At 62.1% G+C, this 21,916-nt stretch carries 14 protein-coding genes, 2 tRNA genes and 1 pseudogene; 12 read left to right on the top strand and 5 right to left on the bottom strand.

Annotation, left to right across the window (positions count from 1 at the left end):
• Window positions 1–3 precede the first annotated feature (3 nt).
• Both C7A17_RS06685 and C7A17_RS06680 read right to left on the bottom strand, forming a co-directional pair.
• A tRNA-Leu gene (locus C7A17_RS06685) sits at window positions 4–90 on the bottom strand.
• 83 nt (window positions 91–173) lie between these two features.
• Window positions 174–260: transfer RNA gene (locus C7A17_RS06680), tRNA-Leu, on the bottom strand.
• Between the two features lie 207 nt (window positions 261–467).
• On the opposite strand from C7A17_RS06680, the gene rnr reads away from it, so the two are divergent.
• The 8 genes from rnr (at window position 468) to alr (ending at window position 9,016) form a co-directional block, all read left to right on the top strand.
• On the top strand, window positions 468–2,978 hold the full coding sequence (gene rnr / locus C7A17_RS06675) for a ribonuclease R (RefSeq protein ID WP_106737284.1): 2,511 nt from the start codon (window positions 468–470) through the stop codon (window positions 2,976–2,978).
• The gene (rlmB, locus tag C7A17_RS06670) at window positions 2,975–3,727 is read left to right on the top strand and encodes a 23S rRNA (guanosine(2251)-2'-O)-methyltransferase RlmB (protein ID WP_106737283.1); all 753 of its coding nucleotides are present in this window, start codon (window positions 2,975–2,977) and stop codon (window positions 3,725–3,727) included. Before rnr ends, rlmB begins: the two co-directional genes overlap by 4 nt.
• A gap of 449 nt (window positions 3,728–4,176) precedes the next feature.
• On the top strand, window positions 4,177–4,599 hold the full coding sequence (rpsF, locus tag C7A17_RS06665) for a 30S ribosomal protein S6 (RefSeq protein ID WP_003246846.1): 423 nt from the start codon (window positions 4,177–4,179) through the stop codon (window positions 4,597–4,599).
• 28 nt (window positions 4,600–4,627) lie between these two features.
• Window positions 4,628–4,858, top strand: a complete 231-nt coding sequence (gene rpsR, locus C7A17_RS06660) for a 30S ribosomal protein S18 (protein ID WP_003246847.1) — start codon at window positions 4,628–4,630, stop codon at window positions 4,856–4,858.
• A 36-nt stretch (window positions 4,859–4,894) separates the two neighbouring features.
• Window positions 4,895–5,782 (top strand): YybS family protein, encoded by an 888-nt coding sequence (locus C7A17_RS06655; protein WP_106737282.1) that lies wholly within the window; start codon window positions 4,895–4,897, stop codon window positions 5,780–5,782.
• A gap of 21 nt (window positions 5,783–5,803) precedes the next feature.
• A complete protein-coding gene (rplI, locus tag C7A17_RS06650) occupies window positions 5,804–6,250 on the top strand; it encodes a 50S ribosomal protein L9 (protein WP_106737281.1) in 447 nt (148 codons plus the stop codon).
• Between the two features lie 118 nt (window positions 6,251–6,368).
• Window positions 6,369–7,763 carry a replicative DNA helicase gene (gene dnaB, locus C7A17_RS06645; RefSeq protein ID WP_106737280.1) on the top strand — a complete coding sequence of 465 codons (1,395 nt, stop codon included), beginning with the start codon at window positions 6,369–6,371 and terminating at the stop codon, window positions 7,761–7,763.
• A 176-nt stretch (window positions 7,764–7,939) separates the two neighbouring features.
• Complete coding sequence (alr, locus tag C7A17_RS06640) at window positions 7,940–9,016, top strand: alanine racemase (RefSeq protein WP_106737279.1); 1,077 nt, start codon at window positions 7,940–7,942, stop codon at window positions 9,014–9,016.
• Between the two features lie 39 nt (window positions 9,017–9,055).
• On the opposite strand, the gene C7A17_RS06635 is transcribed toward alr, so the two are convergent.
• Window positions 9,056–10,963, bottom strand: coding sequence for a diguanylate cyclase (locus tag C7A17_RS06635; RefSeq protein WP_106737278.1), 1,908 nt, complete (start codon window positions 10,961–10,963; stop codon window positions 9,056–9,058).
• Window positions 10,964–11,250: 287 nt separating this feature from the next.
• Here C7A17_RS06635 and C7A17_RS06630 point away from each other — a divergent pair, with 287 nt between their 5' ends.
• The gene (locus tag C7A17_RS06630) at window positions 11,251–13,551 is read left to right on the top strand and encodes a YgiQ family radical SAM protein (RefSeq protein WP_106737277.1); all 2,301 of its coding nucleotides are present in this window, start codon (window positions 11,251–11,253) and stop codon (window positions 13,549–13,551) included.
• Between the two features lie 120 nt (window positions 13,552–13,671).
• On the opposite strand, the gene C7A17_RS06625 is transcribed toward C7A17_RS06630, so the two are convergent.
• The gene (locus C7A17_RS06625; RefSeq protein ID WP_106737276.1) at window positions 13,672–14,400 is read right to left on the bottom strand and encodes a class I SAM-dependent methyltransferase; all 729 of its coding nucleotides are present in this window, start codon (window positions 14,398–14,400) and stop codon (window positions 13,672–13,674) included.
• A gap of 179 nt (window positions 14,401–14,579) precedes the next feature.
• Here C7A17_RS06625 and C7A17_RS06620 point away from each other — a divergent pair, with 179 nt between their 5' ends.
• Together C7A17_RS06620 and C7A17_RS06615 are read left to right on the top strand one after the other, a co-directional pair.
• Window positions 14,580–15,821 (top strand): parallel beta-helix domain-containing protein, encoded by a 1,242-nt coding sequence (locus tag C7A17_RS06620; RefSeq protein WP_106737275.1) that lies wholly within the window; start codon window positions 14,580–14,582, stop codon window positions 15,819–15,821.
• 2 nt (window positions 15,822–15,823) lie between these two features.
• Window positions 15,824–16,930, top strand: coding sequence for an SO2930 family diheme c-type cytochrome (locus C7A17_RS06615; RefSeq protein ID WP_106737274.1), 1,107 nt, complete (start codon window positions 15,824–15,826; stop codon window positions 16,928–16,930).
• 4 nt (window positions 16,931–16,934) lie between these two features.
• On the opposite strand, the pseudogene C7A17_RS06610 reads toward C7A17_RS06615, so the two are convergent.
• Window positions 16,935–18,162, bottom strand: a pseudogene (locus tag C7A17_RS06610) (TolC family protein); the annotation flags it as partial.
• Between the two features lie 443 nt (window positions 18,163–18,605).
• Between C7A17_RS06610 and C7A17_RS06605 the strand changes: the two are divergent.
• Window positions 18,606–21,902, top strand: coding sequence for a transglutaminase family protein (locus C7A17_RS06605; protein ID WP_106737273.1), 3,297 nt, complete (start codon window positions 18,606–18,608; stop codon window positions 21,900–21,902).
• Window positions 21,903–21,916 lie beyond the last annotated feature (14 nt).

Raw genomic sequence — 21,916 nt, 5'->3', positions numbered from 1 at the left:
ATTTGGTGCCCAGGAGAAGACTCGAACTTCCACGACCGTTAAGTCACTGATACCTGAAACCAGCGCGTCTACCAATTCCGCCACCTGGGCACTGCAGCAATGTTCGTCGTTACCGACACGGAGCGTTGCATCCGTTATTTGCAAAGCAGGTTATCAAGCTGCTTCACGAAATTTGGTGCCCAGGAGAAGACTCGAACTTCCACGACCGTTAAGTCACTGATACCTGAAACCAGCGCGTCTACCAATTCCGCCACCTGGGCACTGAAACCGATGATTCCTCATCTGCTTCGTGTTACAACGTCTGCTCGACGCTGTGGGCGCGAACTATACGGGCGGGCATTTACCTTGTAAACCCCTGACCCTGAAAAAATTATTGTCGCCGGAAAAGCTGCCGCGAAAGTCGTTTTCGCGCTTCAATAGGCAAATGGCATACACCTTTATACATAAGCATAGGTAATCCTTCCTACATGGCCGATTGGCAATCCCTCGATCCCGAGGCCGCCCGCGAGGCGGAAAAATACGAGAATCCCATCCCCAGCCGTGAGCTGATTCTTTCGCACCTGGCCGAGCGCGGCGCGCCGGCCAGTCGTGAACAACTGGTCGAAGAGTTCGGCCTGCATACAGAAGATCAGCTGGAGGCCTTGCGCCGCCGTCTGCGCGCCATGGAGCGCGACGGCCAGCTCATCTATACCCGCCGTGGTACATACGCGCCGGTGGACAAGCTTGATCTGATCTGCGGTCGCATCAGCGGTCACCGCGATGGCTTCGGCTTCCTCGTGCCCGACGACGGCAGTGACGACCTGTTCCTCAGTCCGGCGCAGATGCGTCTGGTTTTCGACCGTGATCGCGCGTTGGTGCGGGTTGCCGGTTTCGATCGCCGTGGTCGCCGCGAAGGCGGCATCGTCGAGGTGATCGAGCGCGCTCATGAGAGCATCGTTGGCCGTTACTACGAAGAGAACGGCATCGGTTTCGTGGTCGCCGACAACCCGAAGATCCAGCAGGAAGTACTGGTCACCCCGGGGCGTACCAAGAACGCCCGCGTTGGCCAGTTCGTCGAAATCAAGATCACCCACTGGCCCACTTCGCGCTTTCAGCCGCAGGGTGACATCGTCGAGGTGATCGGTAACTACATGGCACCGGGCATGGAAATCGACGTTGCCCTGCGCAGCTACGATATTCCGCACGTCTGGCCCGAAGCGGTGATCAAGGAAGCTCGCAAGCTCAAGCCCGAGGTGGAAGAGAAGGACAAGGAGAAGCGCATCGATCTGCGCCATCTGCCGTTCGTCACCATCGACGGTGAAGACGCGCGCGACTTCGATGACGCGGTCTACTGCGAGAAGAACAGCAGTCGCTGGAAGCTGTTCTCCGGTGGCTGGAAGCTCTACGTGGCGATTGCCGATGTGTCGCACTACGTCAAGGTCGGCTCGGCGCTGGACGCCGAAGCCACCGAACGCGGCAACTCGGTGTATTTCCCCGAGCGGGTGGTGCCGATGCTACCGGAAGAGCTGTCCAATGGCCTGTGCTCGCTCAACCCGCATGTCGATCGCCTGGCCATGGTCTGCGAAATGAGCATGTCCAAGAGTGGGCAACTGGTCGACTACCAGTTCTACGAGGCAGTGATCCACTCTCATGCGCGCCTGACCTACAACAAGGTCAGCTACATGCTGGAAGATCCGAAGGGCAGCGAAGGCAAGGCCTTGCGCAGCGAGTACAAGGAAATCCTGCCGCACCTCAAGCAGCTCTATGCGCTGTACCAGGTGTTGCTGGCCGCTCGGCATGAGCGTGGCGCCATCGATTTCGAAACGCAGGAGACGCGCATCATCTTCGGAGAGGATCGTAAGATCGACGAGATCCGCCCGACCCAGCGTAACGACGCGCACAAGCTGATCGAGGAATGCATGCTGGCCGCCAACGTGGCCACTGCGCAGTTCATGCAGAAGCACGAGGTTCCGTCGCTTTACCGTGTGCATGATGGTCCGCCATTGGAGCGCCTGGAGAAGCTCAAGGCCTTCCTCGGCGAACTCGGTCTGTCGCTGCAGCGTGGCAAGTCCAAGGATGGCCCGTCGCCCAAGGACTACCAGAAACTGCTGGAGAGCATTCGTGAGCGTCCGGACTACCACCTGATCCAGACCGTGATGCTGCGCTCGCTCAGTCAGGCGGTTTACAGCTCCGATAACAACGGCCACTTCGGCCTGAACTACGAGGCGTACACCCACTTTACCTCGCCGATTCGTCGTTATCCGGATCTGCTGGTGCACCGTGCGATTCGCAGCGTGATCCGCTCCAAGGCCGATACCCCGCATGTGCGCCGTGCCGGTGCGACGATCATGCCGCGCGCACGTATTTATCCCTACGACGAAGCTGCGCTGGAGAAACTCGGCGAGCAGTGCTCGATGACCGAGCGCCGTGCCGACGAAGCCACGCGCGATGTGGTCAACTGGCTCAAGTGCGAGTTCATGCAGGATCGTGTCGGCGAGACCTTCGCCGGGGTGATCACCGCCGTGACCGGCTTCGGCATCTTCGTCGAACTGCGCGATATCTATGTCGAAGGTCTGGTGCATGTCACCGCGCTGCCGGCGGATTACTACCACTTCGACCCTGTTCACCATCGTCTGTCCGGCGAGCGCAGTGGGCGCAGCTTCCGTCTGGGCGACAGCGTCGAGGTCAAGGTCATGCGTGTCGATCTCGACGAGCGCAAGATCGACTTCGAACTGTCCCAGGCCGCTGAGCGTGAGGCCGTTGGCCGTGCCGGTCGCGCTGGCAAGACGCCGAGCATGGGCAATACCGACGTGCAGAAGAGCCGAGATGTGAAGAAGGCGCTGCTGGCTGGTGCCAAGGCTGGCAAGGGCGCGACTGGCAAAGGCGTTGCCGGCAAGGCAGCGAGCAAGCCGGCCGGTGGCTCGCGCAAGGGCTCCGGACGTGGCGACAGTGCGCCGCCGCCTGCCAGCAAGCCGCGCAAGCGTAAGGCCAAGTCATGAGTGATCTGGAAAAGATCTACGGTGTACATGCCGTAGAAGCCTTGCTGCGTCATCATCCCAAGCGGGTGAAGCAGGTCTGGCTGGCCGATGGTCGCAGCGATCCTCGGGTGCAGCCTTTGCTGGAGCTGGCTGCGCAGTCTCGCGTAAAGGTGGGGCAGTGCGAGCGCCGTGAGATGGATGCCTGGGTCGAGGGCGTGCATCAGGGCGTGGTTGCCGATGTCAGCCCCAGCCAGGTCTGGGGCGAGGCGATGCTCGAAGAGTTGCTCGACCGCTGCGAGGGCCCGCCTTTGCTGCTGGTTCTCGATGGCGTGACCGATCCACACAACCTGGGGGCCTGCCTGCGTACGGCGGATGCTGCCGGCGCGTTGGCGGTGATCGTACCCAAGGACAAATCGGCAACCCTCAACGCCACGGTGCGCAAGGTGGCCTGCGGCGCTGCCGAGGTGATTCCGTTGGTGGCGGTGACCAATCTGGCGCGCAGTCTGGAGAAGTTGCAGCAGCGCGGCCTGTGGGTGGTCGGCACGGCCGGCGAGGCTGAGCAAGAGGTCTATCAACAGGACATGACCGGGCCAACGGTGCTGATCATGGGCGCCGAGGGCAAGGGCATGCGACGCCTGACTCGCGAACATTGTGATTACCTGGTCAAGCTGCCAATGGCTGGCAGTGTCAGCAGTCTCAACGTCTCGGTCGCCACCGGTGTCTGCCTGTTCGAGGCAGTACGTCAGCGTCAGGCCAAGCGCAAGGCGTAGAGCGTATTGCGTGAGCTGAACAAAGCACTGCGGTAGGGCGTACTCGGCTTTGGCATCCTGCGTCGCTCTACCTCCTGCATCTATGCAGTCGTCGCGAAGCAGTACGCCTGGTGTCCTGATGGTGCGTATGCTGGACTCGCTATGCCTTGGCGGACTGTTCGCTGCGCTCCTGAGTCCGCCCTACGTCCTAGCTTTACGCTCTGCCCTATGAGCGTTCGGCGTCCCGATCCGTCTTTCGCTCTGGGCCTGCTGCGCATGGATGCGCTCACGACTGGTTGTTCAAATAATCGCCAATTCGCCTTGCGTGCGGGGAGGGGCTTCTCTAGAATGGCGCCCCTTGCCGCGACGGTAGGCCTTTTCGCGCCCACCGCCTGGCAAGCTCATCACGAGAAAACCCACTCCTTGCCTGACCACCTTTGTTGGCAGGCTACAACCCGTAAGGAGCATTTATGCGTCATTACGAAATCATCTTTCTGGTTCACCCGGATCAGAGCGAGCAAGTCGGCGGCATGGTCGAGCGTTACACCAAGCTGATCGAAGAAGACGGTGGCAAAATCCACCGCCTGGAAGACTGGGGTCGTCGTCAGCTGGCTTACGCCATCAACAACGTCCACAAAGCCCACTACGTGATGCTCAACGTAGAGTGCACCGGCAAGGCCCTGGCCGAGCTGGAAGACAACTTCCGCTACAACGACGCCGTGATCCGTAACCTGGTCATCCGTCGCGACGAGGCCGTCACTGGCCAGTCCGAGATGCTGAAGGCCGAAGAAAACCGCAGTGAGCGCCGCGAGCGTCGTGAACGTCCTGAAAACGCCGAGTCCAACGACGGCGATGACAGCGACAGCAACGACAGCGACAACGCTGACGAGTAATCCACGGATCTATTGAGGAGCCAATCACATGGCACGTTTCTTCCGTCGTCGTAAATTCTGCCGCTTCACCGCTGAAGACGTGAAAGAGATCGATTTCAAAGATCTCAACACTCTGAAGGCCTACATCTCGGAAACCGGCAAAATCGTTCCTAGCCGTATCACCGGTACCAAGGCTCGTTATCAGCGTCAGCTGGCCACCGCTATCAAGCGCGCCCGCTTCCTGGCCCTGCTGCCCTACACCGACAGCCACGGCCGCTGAGACCGGACGGTCGACAAGAGTTAAGGAATAGATCGCATGCGCGCCCTTGCTGAATACATCATGCGCGGCCGTATGCAGGCCACCCTCGTGGTGGTCGGGTCGGCAGCGATGCCGCTGTTGTTCTGGTTGAGTGCCGCCGCCGGTAGCCTGGTGCTGCTGCGGCGCGGAGCCAACGATGCCATTGGCATTCTGGCGTGGGCCATGCTGCCGGCGCTTGTCTGGTGGTATTTCGGCGAACCCCGCACCTTGCTGGTGCTTGGTGGCGCGCTGGGGCTGGCGTTGTTTTTGCGCGCTGGCTGGTCGTGGAACCGCATACTGTTGTGCAGTGTGGTGCTGGGCCTGGTGTATGGGCTTATTCTTGGGGCGGTTTTCCGCGAACCCATCGAGGCCATGGCCGGTGAGCTGAAAAAGCTCCTGCCGACCATGCTCGACGGGGTTCACCAACAGATGTCGGTGGACGAACGCGCGCGCCTTGAGGGCCTGATCACACCAGTGCTGATCGGACTGATGGCGTCCTTGCTGCAGATCGTCAGCCTGCTGAGCCTGATGCTTGGGCGTTACTGGCAGGCAGCGTTGTACAACCCGGGTGGTTTCGGTCGCGAATTCCGTGCGCTGAGACTATCTCTGCCGCAGGCGCTTGTGCTGCTGGCGGGCATGCTGATCGGTCCCAATCTTGGGCCGGAGATGGGCATGCTGACGCCGCTGTGCAGTGTGCCGCTGCTGGTCGCTGGGGTCGCCCTGGTGCACGGCCTGGTGGAAAAGGGTGGGCTCGGCCGCTTCTGGCTGGTCGGGCTGTACGTGACGCTGCTGGTGGTAATGCACCTGATCTATCCGCTGCTGGTTGTCCTGGCTCTGGTCGATAGTCTGTTTGATTTTCGTGGTCGCCTCGCTCGCAAGAGTGGCCCCACGAACGGTGAAGGTTAAAAGTTAAGAGGTAAGACCCAAATGGAAGTCATCCTGCTGGAAAAAATCGCCAATCTGGGCAACCTGGGCGACAAAGTGAACGTTAAGGCTGGTTACGGCCGTAACTTCCTGCTGCCGCAAGGCAAAGCTACCGCTGCCACCGAAGCCAACGTCGCTGCTTTCGAAGCACGTCGCGCCGAGCTGGAAAAAGCCGCTGCCGAGAAGAAAGCTTCCGCTGAATCTCGCGCTGCTCAACTGGCTGAACTGGAAGTCACCATCACCGCCACCGCTGGCGATGAAGGCAAGCTGTTCGGTTCCATCGGTACCCACGACATCGCTGATGCCCTGACCGCCTCCGGCGTTGAAGTGGCCAAAGCTGAAGTGCGTCTGCCGAACGGCACCATTCGCCAGGTTGGCGAATACGACGTAGCTGTGCACCTGCACACCGACGTCGAAGCCACCGTCAAGGTGATCGTGGTTGCCGCTTAATTAAGCAGCCGCCAAGCGGGCTTGCACTCTGCTGCAGGTCTGCTGACAATCGGGCACGGCATCGCTATGCGATCCGTGCCCTTTGTTTTTTCTACCGCTGTATTTTCTTCCCGAGCCTATGAACGACATCACCATTCCCGAGCAATACGACCTGCAGACCGCTGCCTTGAAAGTGCCACCGCACTCCATCGAGGCGGAACAGGCGGTATTGGGTGGCCTGATGCTCGACAACAATGCCTGGGAGCGCGTACTCGATGGGGTATCCGATGTCGATTTCTACCGTCACGATCATCGGTTGATCTTTCGCGCCATCTTCAAGCTGGCCGAGCGTAACGAACCCTTCGACGTGGTGACCCTGTCCGAGCAGTTGGACAAGGAAGGGCAGTTGTCGCAGGTCGGCGGCCTGGCTTATCTCGCCGAGTTGGCCAAGAACACGCCGTCGGTCGCCAACATCAAGGCCTATGCGCAGATCATTCGCGAGCGAGCCACCTTGCGAAAACTGATCGGCATCAGCAATGAGATCGCCGACAGTGCCTACGCCCCGGAAGGCCGTACCGGCGAGGAGATTCTCGACGAAGCTGAGCGCTTGATCTTCCAGATCGCCGAAGATCGACCGAAAACCGGTGGCCCGGTGGGCATCAATGACATTCTGGTCAAGGCCATCGACCGTATCGACACACTGTTCAACAACGGCGATGCGATTACCGGTTTGTCTACCGGCTTCGACGACCTGGACAACCTGACCAGCGGCCTGCAACCGGCCGATATGATCATCGTCGCCGGTCGCCCGTCGATGGGTAAGACCACCTTCGCCATGAACCTGGTGGAAAACGCGCTGATGCGCAGCGACAAGGCGATTCTGGTGTACTCCCTGGAGATGCCTTCGGAGTCCATCGTCATTCGTATGCTCGCCTCGCTGGGGCGTATCGACCAGACCAAGGTGCGTGCCGGCCAACTGGATGACGACGATTGGCCGCGGCTGACCAGCGCGGTCAACCTGCTCAACGACCGCAAGCTGTTCATCGACGATACCGCCGGTATTTCCCCGAGCGAGATGCGTGCGCGTACCCGCCGGTTGGCCCGTGAGCATGGCGAGATCGGCCTGATCATGGTCGACTACCTGCAGCTGATGCAGATTCCGGGTTCCAGTGGCGACAGCCGGGTCAACGAAATCTCCGAGATTTCGCGCTCGCTCAAAGGCCTGGCCAAGGAATTCAACTGTCCGGTCATCGCCCTGTCGCAGCTCAACCGGGGTCTGGAGCAGCGTCCCAACAAGCGCCCGATCAACTCCGACTTGCGTGAATCCGGTGCGATCGAGCAGGACGCCGATATCATCCTGTTCGTATACCGCGACGAGGTGTACCACCCGGAGACCGAGTACAAGGGTGTGGCGGAAATCATCATTGGCAAGCAGCGTAACGGTCCGTTGGGTACGGCGCGTCTGGCTTTCCTCGGCAAGTACTCGCGCTTCGAGAACCTGGCGCCGGGCAGTTATCAGTTCGACGACGAATAGATCCAGACCTCCTGTAGTCACTCTCACGAGCACAGGGCCACTTCGCTGGCTGTGTGCTCCTTGCATCCTGCCCACCCCGCGATGGTTTTCGCAGCCATGAGGGCGTGGCACAGATCAATGAAAACGGGCGTCCAGCGGTTAAGATGGGCGCCCGTTTTTCGTTCAGGCCTTCTGTCATGCGTCCGCTTGCTGCCATCGTTGACCTTTCCGCCATCGCCCACAATTACGCTGTCGCCAAGCGCTGCGCGCCAGGGCGCCAGGCGTTCGCCGTGGTCAAGGCCAACGCCTATGGCCATGGTGTGCGTGAAGTGGTCACGGCGCTGCATGAAGTGGCTGACGGTTTCGCCGTGGCCAGCCTGGAGGAGGCGGCAGAGGTGCGTGCGATGCATGGCGAGGCGCGCATCCTGCTGCTTGAAGGCTGCTTCGAGGCCGGTGAATATGCCATCGCCGCCCAACTCGGTCTGGACGTGGTGGTGCAGAGTGCGGTGCAGGCTGCGGCATTGCTTGGCAGCGAGCTATCGCGACCGCTCAACGTCTGGCTCAAGCTGGACTCCGGGATGCATCGTCTGGGTTTCGATGCTGCCGGCTTGCGTCAGTGGCATGCACACCTGCAAGGCACTGCACAGCTGGCCGAGCTCAATCTGATCAGCCACTTCGCTTGCGCCGACGAGCGCGGTCACCCGTTGACCGAACAGCAGGTCGAACGCTTTCTCGATGTGCTGGATCTCGATTTCGATCACCGCTCATTGGCCAATTCGGCTGCCGTGCTCACTATTCCCGCTGCGCATATGGATTGGTTGCGTCCCGGCATCATGCTTTACGGCGCCACGCCTTTTGCCGATCTTGGCGTCTCTGAGCTCGGTCTGAAACCGGCGATGACCCTGGCTGCACGGGTCATCGCCGTGCGTGAAGTCGCGGTGGGCGACAGTGTTGGCTATGGCGCGACCTGGGTGGCCGAGCGCCCATCGCGAATCGCCACGGTCAGTTGTGGCTACGCCGACGGTTACCCGCGCCACGCACCGAGCGGTACACCAGTACTGGTGGCTGGCCAGCGTGCAGCGCTGGTTGGGCGGGTATCGATGGACATGCTGGCGGTGGATATCACCGACTTGCCAGAGGCCGATATCGATTCGTCGGTGGAGCTATGGGGAACGAACCTGCTGGTGGACGAGGTAGCAGCAGCCTGCGGCACCATTGGCTACGAGCTGCTGACCAAGGTCACCGCTCGTGTGCCCCGTCGTTATATCGGCTAACGGGATCTATGCCAGTGCGGTGCAACCCGCCCTGCGTGGCTAGACCAGCCCGCTCGGTACTTTCAGTACGTCGAGTTGCAGGCAGGCCTGTTCGCTCAGCTCACCATCGTCGCCGTGCACGCGTGCCCCTGAGCGGCCCAGTTCCTTGACGCGGTAAAGCGCCTGATCGGCGATCTTGTACAGGCCGGTGAAATTGCTCGCGTGCGATGGGTAGAGTGCGACGCCGATGCTGATGGTGACCCGCAGGCGTTCGGCGCCGTAGTGCACAGGCTCCGACAACTCGGCCAGCAGGCGTGCGGCAATCTCGCGAGCCTGGCCTTCGGCATCGCTGCCGCAGATCAGTGCGGCGAACTCATCGCCACCCAGGCGTGCCACTGCATCACCCGCGCGGACGTGTTCACGCAGGCGTTTGGCGATCACCTGCAGCATCAGATCGCCTGCCGCGTGGCCAAAGCGGTCATTGATCGGTTTGAAGTGATCCAGGTCGATCAGCATCAACGCCACGCTTTCGTTGTGCCGCTGCGCATGGGCCAGAGCCGACTCGCAGCGTTCGACGAGATAGCGGCGGTTGGGCAGTTCGGTCAGCAGATCATGGAAGGCGGCATGTTTGAGTTCACGCTCGCGTTCGCGAAGCTGGTCATTGGTGGCGGCCAGCTCGGCAGTGCGGGCGGTGACCGCAGCTTGCAGCTCGTCCGCGCTCGCCTGCAGTTGCGCCAGGCGTGCAGTCTTCTCGCGATCCGCCTGCTGCAGGGCGACCGCGCGTTCCTGCTTGAGTATCTGGATGCGGTAGGCCAGGGCGAAGGAGAAGAGTATCGACTCGGCAGCTACCGCTAGCGGGAACACATAGGCGTTCCATTCGGCCGGCTGCAATACGCCTGTGGTGCGTAGCAGCAGGATGCCGACGCTGCCGAGCACCAGGCCATAGCCGTAAAGATACAGCTGCGCAGGGAAGAAACCCTGACGCCAGCGGATCAGTGCGCTGCCGAGCGCGGCGGGGATACTGGTCAGTGACAGCAGGGCGATGGCCCAGGCGGCCAGGTAGCGCTGGCCGAACAGGTTCAGCGCGATGGCGACGATGTAGATGACGCAAGCCATGCTCAGCAGATGGTGCGCCCAGCGCACGTAGACGCGAGTCTGTAGCAGGGTCTGAGTGAAGCGGCAGGCGAACAGCCCCCACAGCGAGGGCAGCGTGACGCGGTCGAGCCAGGGCGGCACAGCGCCGTTGGGCCACAGGTACTGGGCGCCATGACCGGTCATGCTGATGATGAACACCAGGGCGAAAGCGGTGGTGAGCACGTACCAGAAGTAGGCCTTGTCGCGCAGGGAAATGAGGATGAACAGGTTGTACAGCAGCAGCGCGAGAATAACGCCGTAGATGGTGCCGAGGCCGAGATTCTCGTGGGTGGCCAGTTGGGTGAGGTCGTCAAGCTGCCAAATGCGCATCGGAAAGGAGTTGCCGGCCGGATCGAAGACGCGCAGATAGAGGGTCAGTGGTTGCTCGTCCAGAGCGGGAAGCTTGAACAACATGCGCCGATACGGATGATCGCGGCTTTCTGCGAAGGCAACGCGCTCGCCGGACTGGCGTACCTGCCAGCCGCCCTGGCCGTCGGGCAGATACAGCTGCAGATCCAGTTGCGTGACCGACCCCACTTCCAGCGCCCATTGCTTGGGAGCATCGGCCTCGCGCTGCAAGGTGAGCTTGATCCACCAGGGCGTCAGGCTCTGGCCGACGCTGGCGCGACCATTGGCTGGCTGAAAGCGCGCCTGTATCTCGGCTGAATCCAGGTTGGCTGCATTGATCTCGCCTCGTGTGTCCTCCAGCAACTCAATGTTTCCATTCAGTGCAAGGCCGCTGCTGTTCGGCGTCAGCGCGAATGGAGTTGCAGCCAGGCTCATGGCGCATGGCCCCAACAGAAGAAGGATCGATAAGACGAGGCGCTGCAGCATAGGCATCCAGAAATGCAGTGTTCGAGTGATTGAGTATATGCACAGCTTTGTTATTGATCTAAAACAAATATGGCTCATGGCTATTGCGAGTAAATGGCGGTTTTTTCTCCTGTTTCATTCGGTTTCGAAGCCGATTGCGCTGGATGTGAAAAGGTGCATTTTTGAGCGGTTGGGCAGGATGCATGACGCGTGCGGAGGAGGGCTTTAAACCCCAGTGCAGTAGTCTGGTTTGGTCAAAATTTGTGCTATAGTCCGCGCCCCTCGTGACCGTCCTCTGATCAAAAAATATGCAAGCCGCCAAGCCGCTGTTCGACTATCCCAAATACTGGGCCGAGTGTTTCGGGCCTGCGCCCTTCCTGCCGATGAGCCGGGAAGAGATGGATCAGCTCGGCTGGGACAGCTGCGACATCATCATCGTGACCGGTGATGCTTACGTCGATCATCCTTCGTTCGGCATGGCCATCATCGGCCGCCTGCTCGAAGCTCAGGGCTTCCGCGTGGGCATCATCGCCCAGCCGGATTGGCGCTCGAAGGACGACTTCATGAAGCTTGGCGAGCCGAATCTGTTCTTCGGCGTGGCAGCGGGCAACATGGACTCGATGATCAACCGCTACACCGCGGACAAGAAGATCCGCTCCGACGACGCCTATACGCCTGGTGGTCTGGCCGGCAAGCGCCCGGATCGTGCCAGCCTGGTCTACAGCCAGCGCTGCAAGGAAGCCTATAGCCACGTGCCGGTGATCCTTGGCGGCATCGAAGCCTCGTTGCGCCGCATCGCCCACTACGACTACTGGCAGGACAAGGTGCGTCGCTCGATCCTGATGGACGCTACCGCCGACATCCTGCTCTATGGCAATGCCGAGCGCGCGGTGGTGGAGATCGCCCAACGCCTGTCGCGTGGTGAACGTGTCGAGGCGATCAGCGATGTGCGTGGCACGGCCTTCATTCGCCGTGACACCCCGGAAGGCTGGTTCGAGGTCGATTCCACCCGTATCGACCGCCCGGGCCGTGTCGACAAGATCATCAACCCCTACGTCAATACGCAGGACACCGAGGCCTGTGCCATCGAGCAGGCCAAAGGCGAGATCGAAGACCCCAACGAAGCCAAGGTGGTGCAGATTCTCGACAGTCCGCGCATGACCCGCGACAAGACGGTGATCCGCCTGCCGTCGTTCGAGAAGGTGCGCAACGACCCGGTTCTCTATGCCCATGCCAACCGCGTGCTGCACCTGGAAACCAACCCGGGCAACGCCCGTGCGCTGGTGCAGAAGCACGGCGAGGTGGACGTGTGGTTCAACCCGCCACCCATTCCCATGACCACCGAGGAAATGGACTACGTATTCGGCATGCCCTATGCGCGTGTGCCACACCCGGCGTATGGCAAGGAGAAGATTCCGGCCTACGAGATGATTCGCTTCTCGGTGAACATCATGCGTGGCTGCTTCGGTGGTTGTACCTTCTGCTCGATCACCGAGCACGAGGGCCGCATCATCCAGAACCGTTCGCACGAGTCGATCATCCGCGAGATCGAGGAAATGCGCGACAAGGTGCCGGGCTTCACCGGCGTGGTCTCCGACCTCGGTGGGCCGACCGCCAACATGTACCGCATCGCCTGCAAGGATCCGGAGATCGAGCGCCACTGCCGCAAGCCGTCGTGCGTATTCCCCGGCATCTGTGAAAATCTCAACACCGACCACTCGTCCTTGATCGAGCTGTACCGCAAGGCGCGCGCGCTGCCGGGCGTGAAGAAGATCCTGATCGCCTCCGGCCTGCGCTACGACCTGGCTGTCGAGTCGCCGGAGTACGTCAAGGAACTGGTCACCCACCACGTCGGTGGCTACCTGAAGATCGCCCCGGAGCACACCGAGCGTGGCCCGCTGGACAAGATGATGAAGCCGGGGATCGGTAGCTACGACCGCTTCAAGCAGATGTTCGAGAAGTTCTCGAAGGAGGCGGGCAAGGAGCAGTACCTGATCCCGTACTTCATCGCCGCGCACCCCGGCACCACCGACGAGGACATGATGAACCTCGCCCTGTGGCTCAAGCGCAATGGCTTCCGCGCCGATCAGGTGCAAGCGTTCTACCCGTCGCCGATGGCTACGGCGACCGCCATGTATCACTCGGGCAAGAACCCGCTGCGCAAGGTGACCTACAAGAGCGACGGCGTCGAGATCGTCAAAAGCGATCAGCAACGTCGCCTGCACAAAGCCTTCCTGCGCTATCACGATCCGAAAGGGTGGCCGCTGCTGCGTGAGGCTCTGGAGCGCATGGGCCGCAGTGATCTGATCGGCCCGGCCAAACATCAGTTGATTCCGGCCAATCAGCCGGCTGCTGATGATGGCTACCAGAGTGCACGGCGCAAGAACTCCACGCCGGTTGGCAGCAAGAAGGCGGGTAATGCGGGCAAGATTCTCACGCAGCACACGGGGCTGCCGCCGCGTGGCAGTGATGGCAGCAAGCCCTGGGACAAGCGCGAGCAGGCCAAAGCGGCGGCTGAGGCGCGTAACCAGCAAGCGGCGCGTGAGCGCGCAGGCGCCGGTAAAGGCAAGGGCAAGAAACCGTCGAAGAAGCCAGCAGTACCGCGCTGAATCATCGGCAGCGCTCACGAAAACGCCAGCACCACGCTGGCGTTTTCGTTTCAGAAGCCCTGGCCTGCACTCGGTAGGGTGAGCTTCAGCCCACCGTTGTCATCGTGAGGTGCGACAGTTTCAGTCAGCGCTGAACCGGCAGGTCAGGTAGCGGTTGCTGGGGCCGTAGCGCAGGATCGACCACAAGCGCCTGAACAGGTACAGCGGGTGGCTGAGGTAGTACGCCAGCACGGCGTTGCCGACGCCTTCCGAGCGGTGCTGGCGGGCTTCTTTCTTCTCTGACTTCTTGAACAGCCCCGAAAACTCCCAGCGTTGGATCTGCTCGAAGCGCTCATGTGGGCGCAAGCCATGGCGGCGGAACAGGCGGGCGAAGCTGGTTGGGCTGAAGTCGTGAAGATGGTGCGGGTTGCCGTCGAGCGTTGGCGTGGTCGGCACCGAGGCAATGATGCGGCCACCCTCGGCCAGCAGTCGCGTGAGGTTTTCTATCAGGCGTACCGGGTCTGGCAGGTGCTCGATGGTTTCCAGACTGACGATGCTGTCGAAGCCTTCGCTGTCGGCGAAGGTTTCGGCATTGGCGCACTGATAGCGCAGATTCGGCCGCTGGTAGTGGGCCTGAGCGTAGGCGATAGCTTCCGGGTCGATGTCGATACCGGTGATTTGCTTGTCCGGATTTCGTTCGGCCAACAACGCACTGCCGTAACCGCAACCGCATGCCATGTCGAGCACCCGCGAGCCTGCTAGCGAGTCGCTGGCGAATTCGTAGCGTTGCATGTGCAGGTCGAGAGTGGCCTGGTCGGCGGCCAGACGCTCATCCATCTTCAACGGATAGATGCGTTCGAGGGTGTGCATGGCGGCCTGTCCTTGGGCTGTGGAAGGAAGATATGGCGGGCGTAGTCTGTTGTTTCCCGGCAAGGGCTGCAAGCGTCTCGCCTGGTTTCATGGCTCGGCTGGTGATGCATGGCGGGCTTGGTTTGCTTTTATTTTGGTACTATAGTTCCAATATATAAAAACAACATCGGAGTCCTGCCATGCGCCTTGCCGCTCCCTCTGCTATTGCTCTGTCCTTATTGCTGACTGCGTGTGGGGAGAGCGACGCGCCGCCCGTGGCCAGCCTCGACTTTCAAAAGCAACTGCAGACGCAGTTGATCAAGGCCAAGCCGGGTGAGGTGATCGATATTCCCGCTGGCACCTGGCAGCTCGACCGTAGCCTGAGCCTCAAGGTCAGTGGTGTGACGTTGCGTGGCGCCGGCATGGATCAGACCATCCTCAATTTCAAGGGGCAGAAGTCCGGTGCCGAAGGGCTGCTGGTGAACGCTTCCGACTTCACCATCGAGGATCTGGCGCTGGAGGACACCAAGGGTGATGCGCTCAAGATCGTGGGCGGTCAGAACATCATCATCCGCCGTGTACGCACCGAGTGGACGAATGGCCCGGCTACCGAGAATGGTGCCTATGGCATCTATCCGGTGCAGACCGAGAACGTGCTGATCGACGGCGTGGTAGCCATCGCTGCTTCGGATGCTGGCATCTATGTGGGCCAGTCGCGCAACGTGGTGGTGCGCAACAGCCGTGCCGAGCGTAATGTCGCCGGTATCGAAATCGAGAACACCATCGGTGCCGACGTTTACGACAACGTCGCCACCGGCAACACCGGCGGCATTCTGGTATTCAACATGCCCAACCTGCCGCAGCCAGGACACACCACGCGGGTCTACCGCAACAAGGTCGAGGGCAACAACCACAAGAACTTCGGTCACAAGGGCACGCCGGTCGCCAGTGTGCCGGCGGGCTCTGGAGTGCTGATCAACTCCAACGACAAGGTGGAAATCTTCGACAACGATATTGGCGATCACCGCACTGCCAACGTCATCGTCAGCAGTTACTTCAGCACCGGTTATACCGATCTTTCCACGACCGAGGATTTCGATCCCTACCCGGAAGCCATTCATATTCATGGCAATCGTTTCGGCCCTGGCGGTGACAGCCCTGACAATCTCGAGCTCAAGGCCCTGAGGCTGGCCAAGTTCGGGCTCAATGGGCGCCTGCCCGATATCCTCTGGGATGGCTACGTGAACCCCGAAAAACTGGTCGACGGCAAGCTACCGGCGGAGCTGGCCATCTGCATCGACAATGGCGAGGCGGGTATCGTCAACGTCGATGGGCCAGGCGGCTACAAGAACATCAGCACCGACATCGAGCCCCATCGTTGCGCGCTGCCCCGTCTTCCCGCCGTCGAGCTGCGTGCAGCCCTGGCCGAGACGGGTGAGTGAGCATGAAGCACGCTTGGCTATTGATTGCCGCGGTACTGCTCGCTGCCTGCGAGCAGGCACGCACGCCCCTGTATCTGCCCAGCGGTGAGGACTATCCGCAGAAGCTTAGTGCCTGGGGCGTGCTGCAGCAGCGCAATGGCCAGTTGCAGCCAGCCGATGGTGTACTGCCCTACGACCTGAACACGCCACTGTTCACCGATTACGCGCACAAACTGCGTACCGTCTGGATGCCGGAGGGGAGCCAGGCTCGCTATGCCGACATGCGTTTCGATTACCCTGTCGGCACCGTGCTGAGCAAGACCTTCTACTATCCGCTCGATGCCCAGGGCCGGCTGCTGCGTAGCGAGCAGCACGCTGCCGAGGCGGTGGAGCTGAAGCGGGTGCGACTGATCGAGACGCGCATTCTGCTGCGCCAGGAGCAGGGCTGGGTCGCGTTGCCCTATGTCTGGGACGAGGCGCAACGCGAGGCCACCCTGGACTGGGCAGGTGCCAGTTTCGATCTGGCGCTTCATGATGAAGCGGGTGAGGTGCTGGCGGTCGACTACCAGGTTCCCGACGCCAACCAGTGCGCGGGTTGTCATGAGGAGCAGGCAGGCAAGGGTGTGCAGCCGCTGGGGCCGAAGGCGCGTCATCTGAACAAGGATTTCGCCTACGCCGATGGCACTGTCAACCAGTTGCAGCATTGGCAGAGCATTGGTTTCCTGCAAGGTGTTCCGGCTGACATGGCCAGCGTTCCGCGAAATGCTCTGTGGAGCGCGCCGCGTGAAGGGGAGAGTCTGGAGCACCAGGCGCGCAGTTATCTGGATGCCAATTGCGCGCATTGCCATAACCCTGAGGGGCCGGGGCGGACGTCGGGTTTGTATCTCGATCCAGCTACGCCGTTGAGCATCGCCTATGGGCTATGTAAGCAGCCGGTCGCTGCGGGCAAGGGTTCTGGCGACCGGTTGGTGGACATCCACCCCGGTGTGCCGGAGAAATCGGTGCTGAGCTTCCGCCTGCACAGCACCGATCCCAGCATCATGATGCCCGAGCTGGGTCGTTCCACCTCCCACCGCGAAGGGCTGGAGGTGATCGACCGTTGGATCGCCAGTCTCGATGGCGAGTGCTGACAGACTAGAGCTGACCTGCCTGCCACTGCGCTTCGCGAGTGGAGAGCGCGGCGGCGATGTCCGCAAAGCTGTCGGACGCGACGCTCTCCGGCAGCGGGTCGAGGCCGACGCTGGCAAATAGCTGGCCATAGCTGTTACGCAGCTCGGCGTAGGCCAGGTCGCAGCGCAGATCCGCCTGCAGCGTGTTCAGCTCGCCCTGGATCAGTTCCAGTTCGCCAATGCCCTGGGCCTGGTAGCGATTACGCAGTTGCTCGACGATCTGCCCGTCCAAGCCGGCCAGTTGCTGGCTGGTCTGGAACTGACGCTGGGCTTCGCGGAAGTTGGCGTTGGCCACGTGCAATTGAGCGAGGATGGCCATCGACATGGCCTGGCGCCGCGCATCGGCGACTTCCTGGCCGGCTTTGGCGACATCGATGGCGGCTGGCGCGGAGAGCACGTTGAACAGGTTCCAGGTGACTTTCACGCCGTAGTCGGCCCAGCTCTGGTTCACCAGAAACGAGTTGCTGTCGTAGTGGCCGCCGGCGGAAAACTCCAGGCCCGGCAGCAGACGGAGCATGGCTTTGCGTGTTTCTGCGGCACTGATGCGCGCCTGGTAGTCCTGCTCGCGCAGTTCGGGACGGCTGGCCAGAGCCTCCTGCTCCAGCGTGTCCAGCTCCACCTTGAGTTCCGGTTATCAGTGGCAGGTTGATCAGCGTGGCCAGTTCGGTCTTGGCCAGCGACAGGGCGCGGCGTTGTTCTTCCAGCTGGCGGGTGGCCTCGATCAACGCGCGTTGATAGCTCAGGGCCTGGATCGGGTCGCCGATACGCTGCTCGCTCAGGCTTTGGCTGTTGTCGCGGGCCTGGGCGACGCGCGCCATAAGGCTATCGATCTGGGTCAGCAGACGATCCGCGGCCACCGCGCGCCAATAAGCGGAGCGCACGTCCTGGATGATGGTATGTACCACCTTGCGTCGGCGTTCCTGCACGATCAGGCGCTGGTCGCCCTGTTGCTTGGCGCTGACGTTGTTTCGCCCGGCATAGCCGGCGGACAGTGCCATGCGTGGCAGCATGTCGAAGGTGGCCAAGTCGACCTGGCGTTGGGCCATGGCTTCCTCCATGACCTTCAGGCGTGCCTCGAGGTTGTACTTCACCGCGCGGGCCATGGCGTCTTGCAGGGTCAGTGGGCCGCTGAGCGGTTCCTGATCCTTGAACATGATCGCCAGAGCCTGCTGCGTGCGTTGCTCGGTGACGCTGCAGTCGAAGCGCACCAGAACATCGTTCTTGTTGAAGTCCTGACCATCGCTGAACGGCATCTCGATGATGCGGCCAGGCAGCACCCCGCGCACCTGGCGCTCGCCGGATTGCGTGGTGACTGGGGTCAGTGACTCGAGTAATGGGTCGTCGGCCCAGACGAACGAGGTGAATGCAAAGACCAGCAAGCCAAATAGGGAGGATAGAGGGCTGTGCGCGGCATGGCATACGTCCTTGCATGAAGTCAGCGCAGTCTACGGTAGACGTCGATCCCGGCAAATTGGCCGTAACGGCGCATCCATATGGTGCATGATGTCGACTCTGGTGCGTGCGTGGCCTGCTTCTGGTGCGCAGGGTGTCTGGCCGGCCTAGCTGGTGCGTGGCCTGGGCCCTGGCATAAGTCTTGCGCTGCACTGGGTATCGTCCAGGCTAGCAGGAGGCCGCCGTGTCGATTCATGTCGCGCTGCATCATGTCACCCACTACCGCTACGACCGTGCGGTCAACCTTGGGCCACAGGTCGTTCGTCTGCGGCCTGCTCCCCACAGCCGCACACGTATCCTGTCCTACTCTCTGAAGGTCGAGCCCGGCGAGCATTTCATCAACTGGCAGCAGGATCCGCAGGGCAACTACCTGGCGCGCCTGGTCTTCCCGGAGAAGACCCGCGAGCTCAAGGTCGAGGTGGATCTGGTCGCCGAGATGGCGGTGTTCAACCCCTTCGATTTCTTTCTCGAGCCCTATGCCGAGCGTATTCCCTTCACCTACACCGAAGGCGAGCAGCGCGAGCTGGCGCCTTATCTGGTCAAGCTGCCGGCCACCCCGCTGTTTGCCAAATACCTGGCCAGCATCTCCCGCGAACCGGTGCCCAGCATCGATTTCCTGGTGGCGCTGAATCAGCGTCTGTCGACCGATATCCGTTACCTGATTCGCATGGAGCCCGGTGTGCAGACGCCCGAGGAAAGCCTGGACAAGGCGTCCGGCTCCTGCCGCGATTCGGCCTGGTTGCTGGTGCAGCTGATGCGCCACATGGGCCTGGCTGCACGCTTCGTCTCCGGCTACCTGATCCAGCTCACCGCCGACGTCAAATCCCTCGATGGCCCCAGCGGCACCGAACAGGACTTCACCGACCTGCACGCCTGGTGCGAGGTGTACCTGCCGGGTGCCGGCTGGATCGGCCTCGATCCGACTTCGGGGCTGTTCGCCGGCGAAGGCCACATCCCGCTGGCGTGCAGCCCCGAGCCGTCTTCGGCGGCGCCGATCACCGGCGGGCTGGACGAGTGCGAGGTGGAGTTCGAGCATCTGATGAGCGTCGAGCGCGTGTGGGAGGCGCCGCGAGTCACCAAGCCCTACAGCGAGTCGCAATGGCAGGCGATCCTGGCGCTGGGGCAGCAGATCGACGATGACCTGCACAAGCACGACGTGCGCCTGACCATGGGCGGCGAGCCAACCTTCGTCGCCCTCGACTATCCCGATGACGATGAGTGGAACACCGCTGCGCTGGGGCCGAACAAGCGTCGCCTGGCAGCCGATCTGTTCTATCGCCTGCGCAACCACTATGCGCCCAAAGCGCTGGTGCATTTCGGCCAGGGCAAGTGGTACCCGGGTGAGCAGTTGCCGCGCTGGTCGCTGAACTGCTTCTGGCGTCGCGACGGTGAGCCGCTGTGGCAGGATCCCAAGCTGCTGGCCGACGAGAAACGTGGCTACGGCGCCACCGCCGAAACCGCCGCGCGCTTTCTCGCCGCCTTGGCGGCGCGCCTGGATGTGGATGTCGGTAACGTCTTCCCGGCCTATGAGGACTGGTTCTACTACCTGTGGCGCGAACGCAAGCTGCCGGACAACGTCACCCCAGACGATCCGCGCCTGAGCGACCCACTGGAGCGTGAGCGCCTGCGCAAGGTGTTCGAGCAGGGCCTCGACGCCGTGGTCGGCCATGTGCTGCCGCTGGCGCGCCAGGTGGTCGGCGAGGGCTGGCAGAGTGGGCGCTGGTTCCTGCGTGACGAACACTGCCGCCTGCTGCCAGGCGACTCGGCATTGGGTTACCGCCTGCCGCTGGATTCGCTGCCCTGGGTCAGCCAGGCCGACTACCCTTACATCAACCCGGTCGACCCTAGCCAGGCGTTGCCGCCGTTGCCCCGTCCGGCGCAGATCCAGCGCCAGTTGCGTGGCGTCTGGCGCGGCGCCCCCGCCAGCGGCCCGCAGAGCGTGCGCCCGGCCAGCGGGCAATCGGCTGCCGGCATCGTGCGCACCGCGCTATGCGCCGAGCCGCGTGAGGGCCGCCTGTACCTGTTCATGCCGCCGCTGAGCCATCTCGAGGATTACCTGGAGCTGGTCGCGGCCATTGAGGCGGTGGCCGCCGAGCTCAATTGCCCGGTGCTGCTGGAGGGCTACGAGCCACCGCTTGACCCGCGCCTGCAGTATTTCCGCGTCACCCCTGATCCGGGCGTGATCGAGGTGAACATCCACCCGGCCGGCAACTGGGAAGAGCTGGTCGAACGCTGCGAATTTCTCTACGAGGCCGCGCGCCAATCACGCCTGTCCAGCGAGAAATTCATGATCGACGGGCGCCACACCGGCACCGGCGGCGGCAACCACTTCGTCCTCGGCGGGGCGACGCCGGGGGATTCGCCGTTCCTGCGCCGCCCCGATCTGCTGCGTAGCCTGATCAGCTACTGGCACAACCACCCGTCGTTGTCCTACCTGTTCAGCGGTTTGTTCATCGGTCCGACCTCGCAGGCGCCGCGCGTGGATGAGGCGCGCAACGACGCCTTGTACGAGCTGGAGATCGCCTTTGCGCAGATGCCCGAGCCGGGCCGCGACTGCCCACCGTGGCTGGTCGACCGGCTGTTGCGCAACCTGCTGGTGGACGTCACCGGCAACACCCACCGCGCCGAGTTCTGCATCGACAAGCTGTACTCGCCGGATTCGGCCAGCGGCCGCCTTGGCCTGCTCGAGTTGCGCGCCTTCGAGATGCCGCCGCACGCGCAGATGAGCCTGGCCCAGCAACTTCTGTTGCGTGCGCTGATCGCCCGCTTCTGGCAAGAGCCCTATCGGCCGGCGAAGCTGGTGCGCTGGGGTACCGAGTTGCACGACCGCTTCCTGCTGCCGCATTTCGTCGAACAGGATTTCGCCGACGTGTTGCAGGAACTGGGCAGTTTCGGCTATCGCCTGCGCAATGAGTGGTTCGCCCCGCATTTCGAGTTTCGCTTCCCCAAGGCCGGCGACTTCACGGTCAAGGGCATCGATCTGGAAGTGCGTCAGGCGCTGGAACCCTGGCACGTACTGGGCGAGGAGGGCGCGGTCGGTGGCACCGTGCGTTACGTCGACTCGTCCCTGGAGCGGCTGCAGGTGAAGGTGGGCGGCATGGCGCCGGATCGCTACGTGCTGACCTGCAACGGCGTGCAGGTGCCGCTGCGGCCGTCCGGCAAGGTCGGCGAATTCGTCGGTGGTGTGCGCTTCCGCGCTTGGCAGCCGGCCAGTTGCCTGCAACCGACCATCGGCGTGCATGCGCCGCTGGTGTTCGACCTCATCGACACCTGGATGCAGCGCTCGCTGGGTGGTTGCCAGTACCATGTCGCGCATCCGGGCGGTCGCAACTATGACAGCCTGCCGGTCAATGCCTACGAGGCGGAAAGCCGGCGTCTGGCGCGCTTCTTCCGCCTGGGCCACAGCCCAGGCAAGCGCCCAGTCATGCAGCCGATAGACAATAATGAGCTGCCAATGACCCTGGATATGCGTCGCGTCTGACGCAATCCAGCAAT

The sequence above is a fragment of the Pseudomonas mendocina genome (assembly GCF_003008615.1).
GTDB classification, from domain to species: Bacteria; Pseudomonadota; Gammaproteobacteria; order Pseudomonadales; family Pseudomonadaceae; genus Aquipseudomonas; species Aquipseudomonas mendocina_C.
The sequence above is the reverse complement of the archived record's forward strand: the minus strand, read 5'-3'. Positions and strand labels throughout refer to the sequence as shown.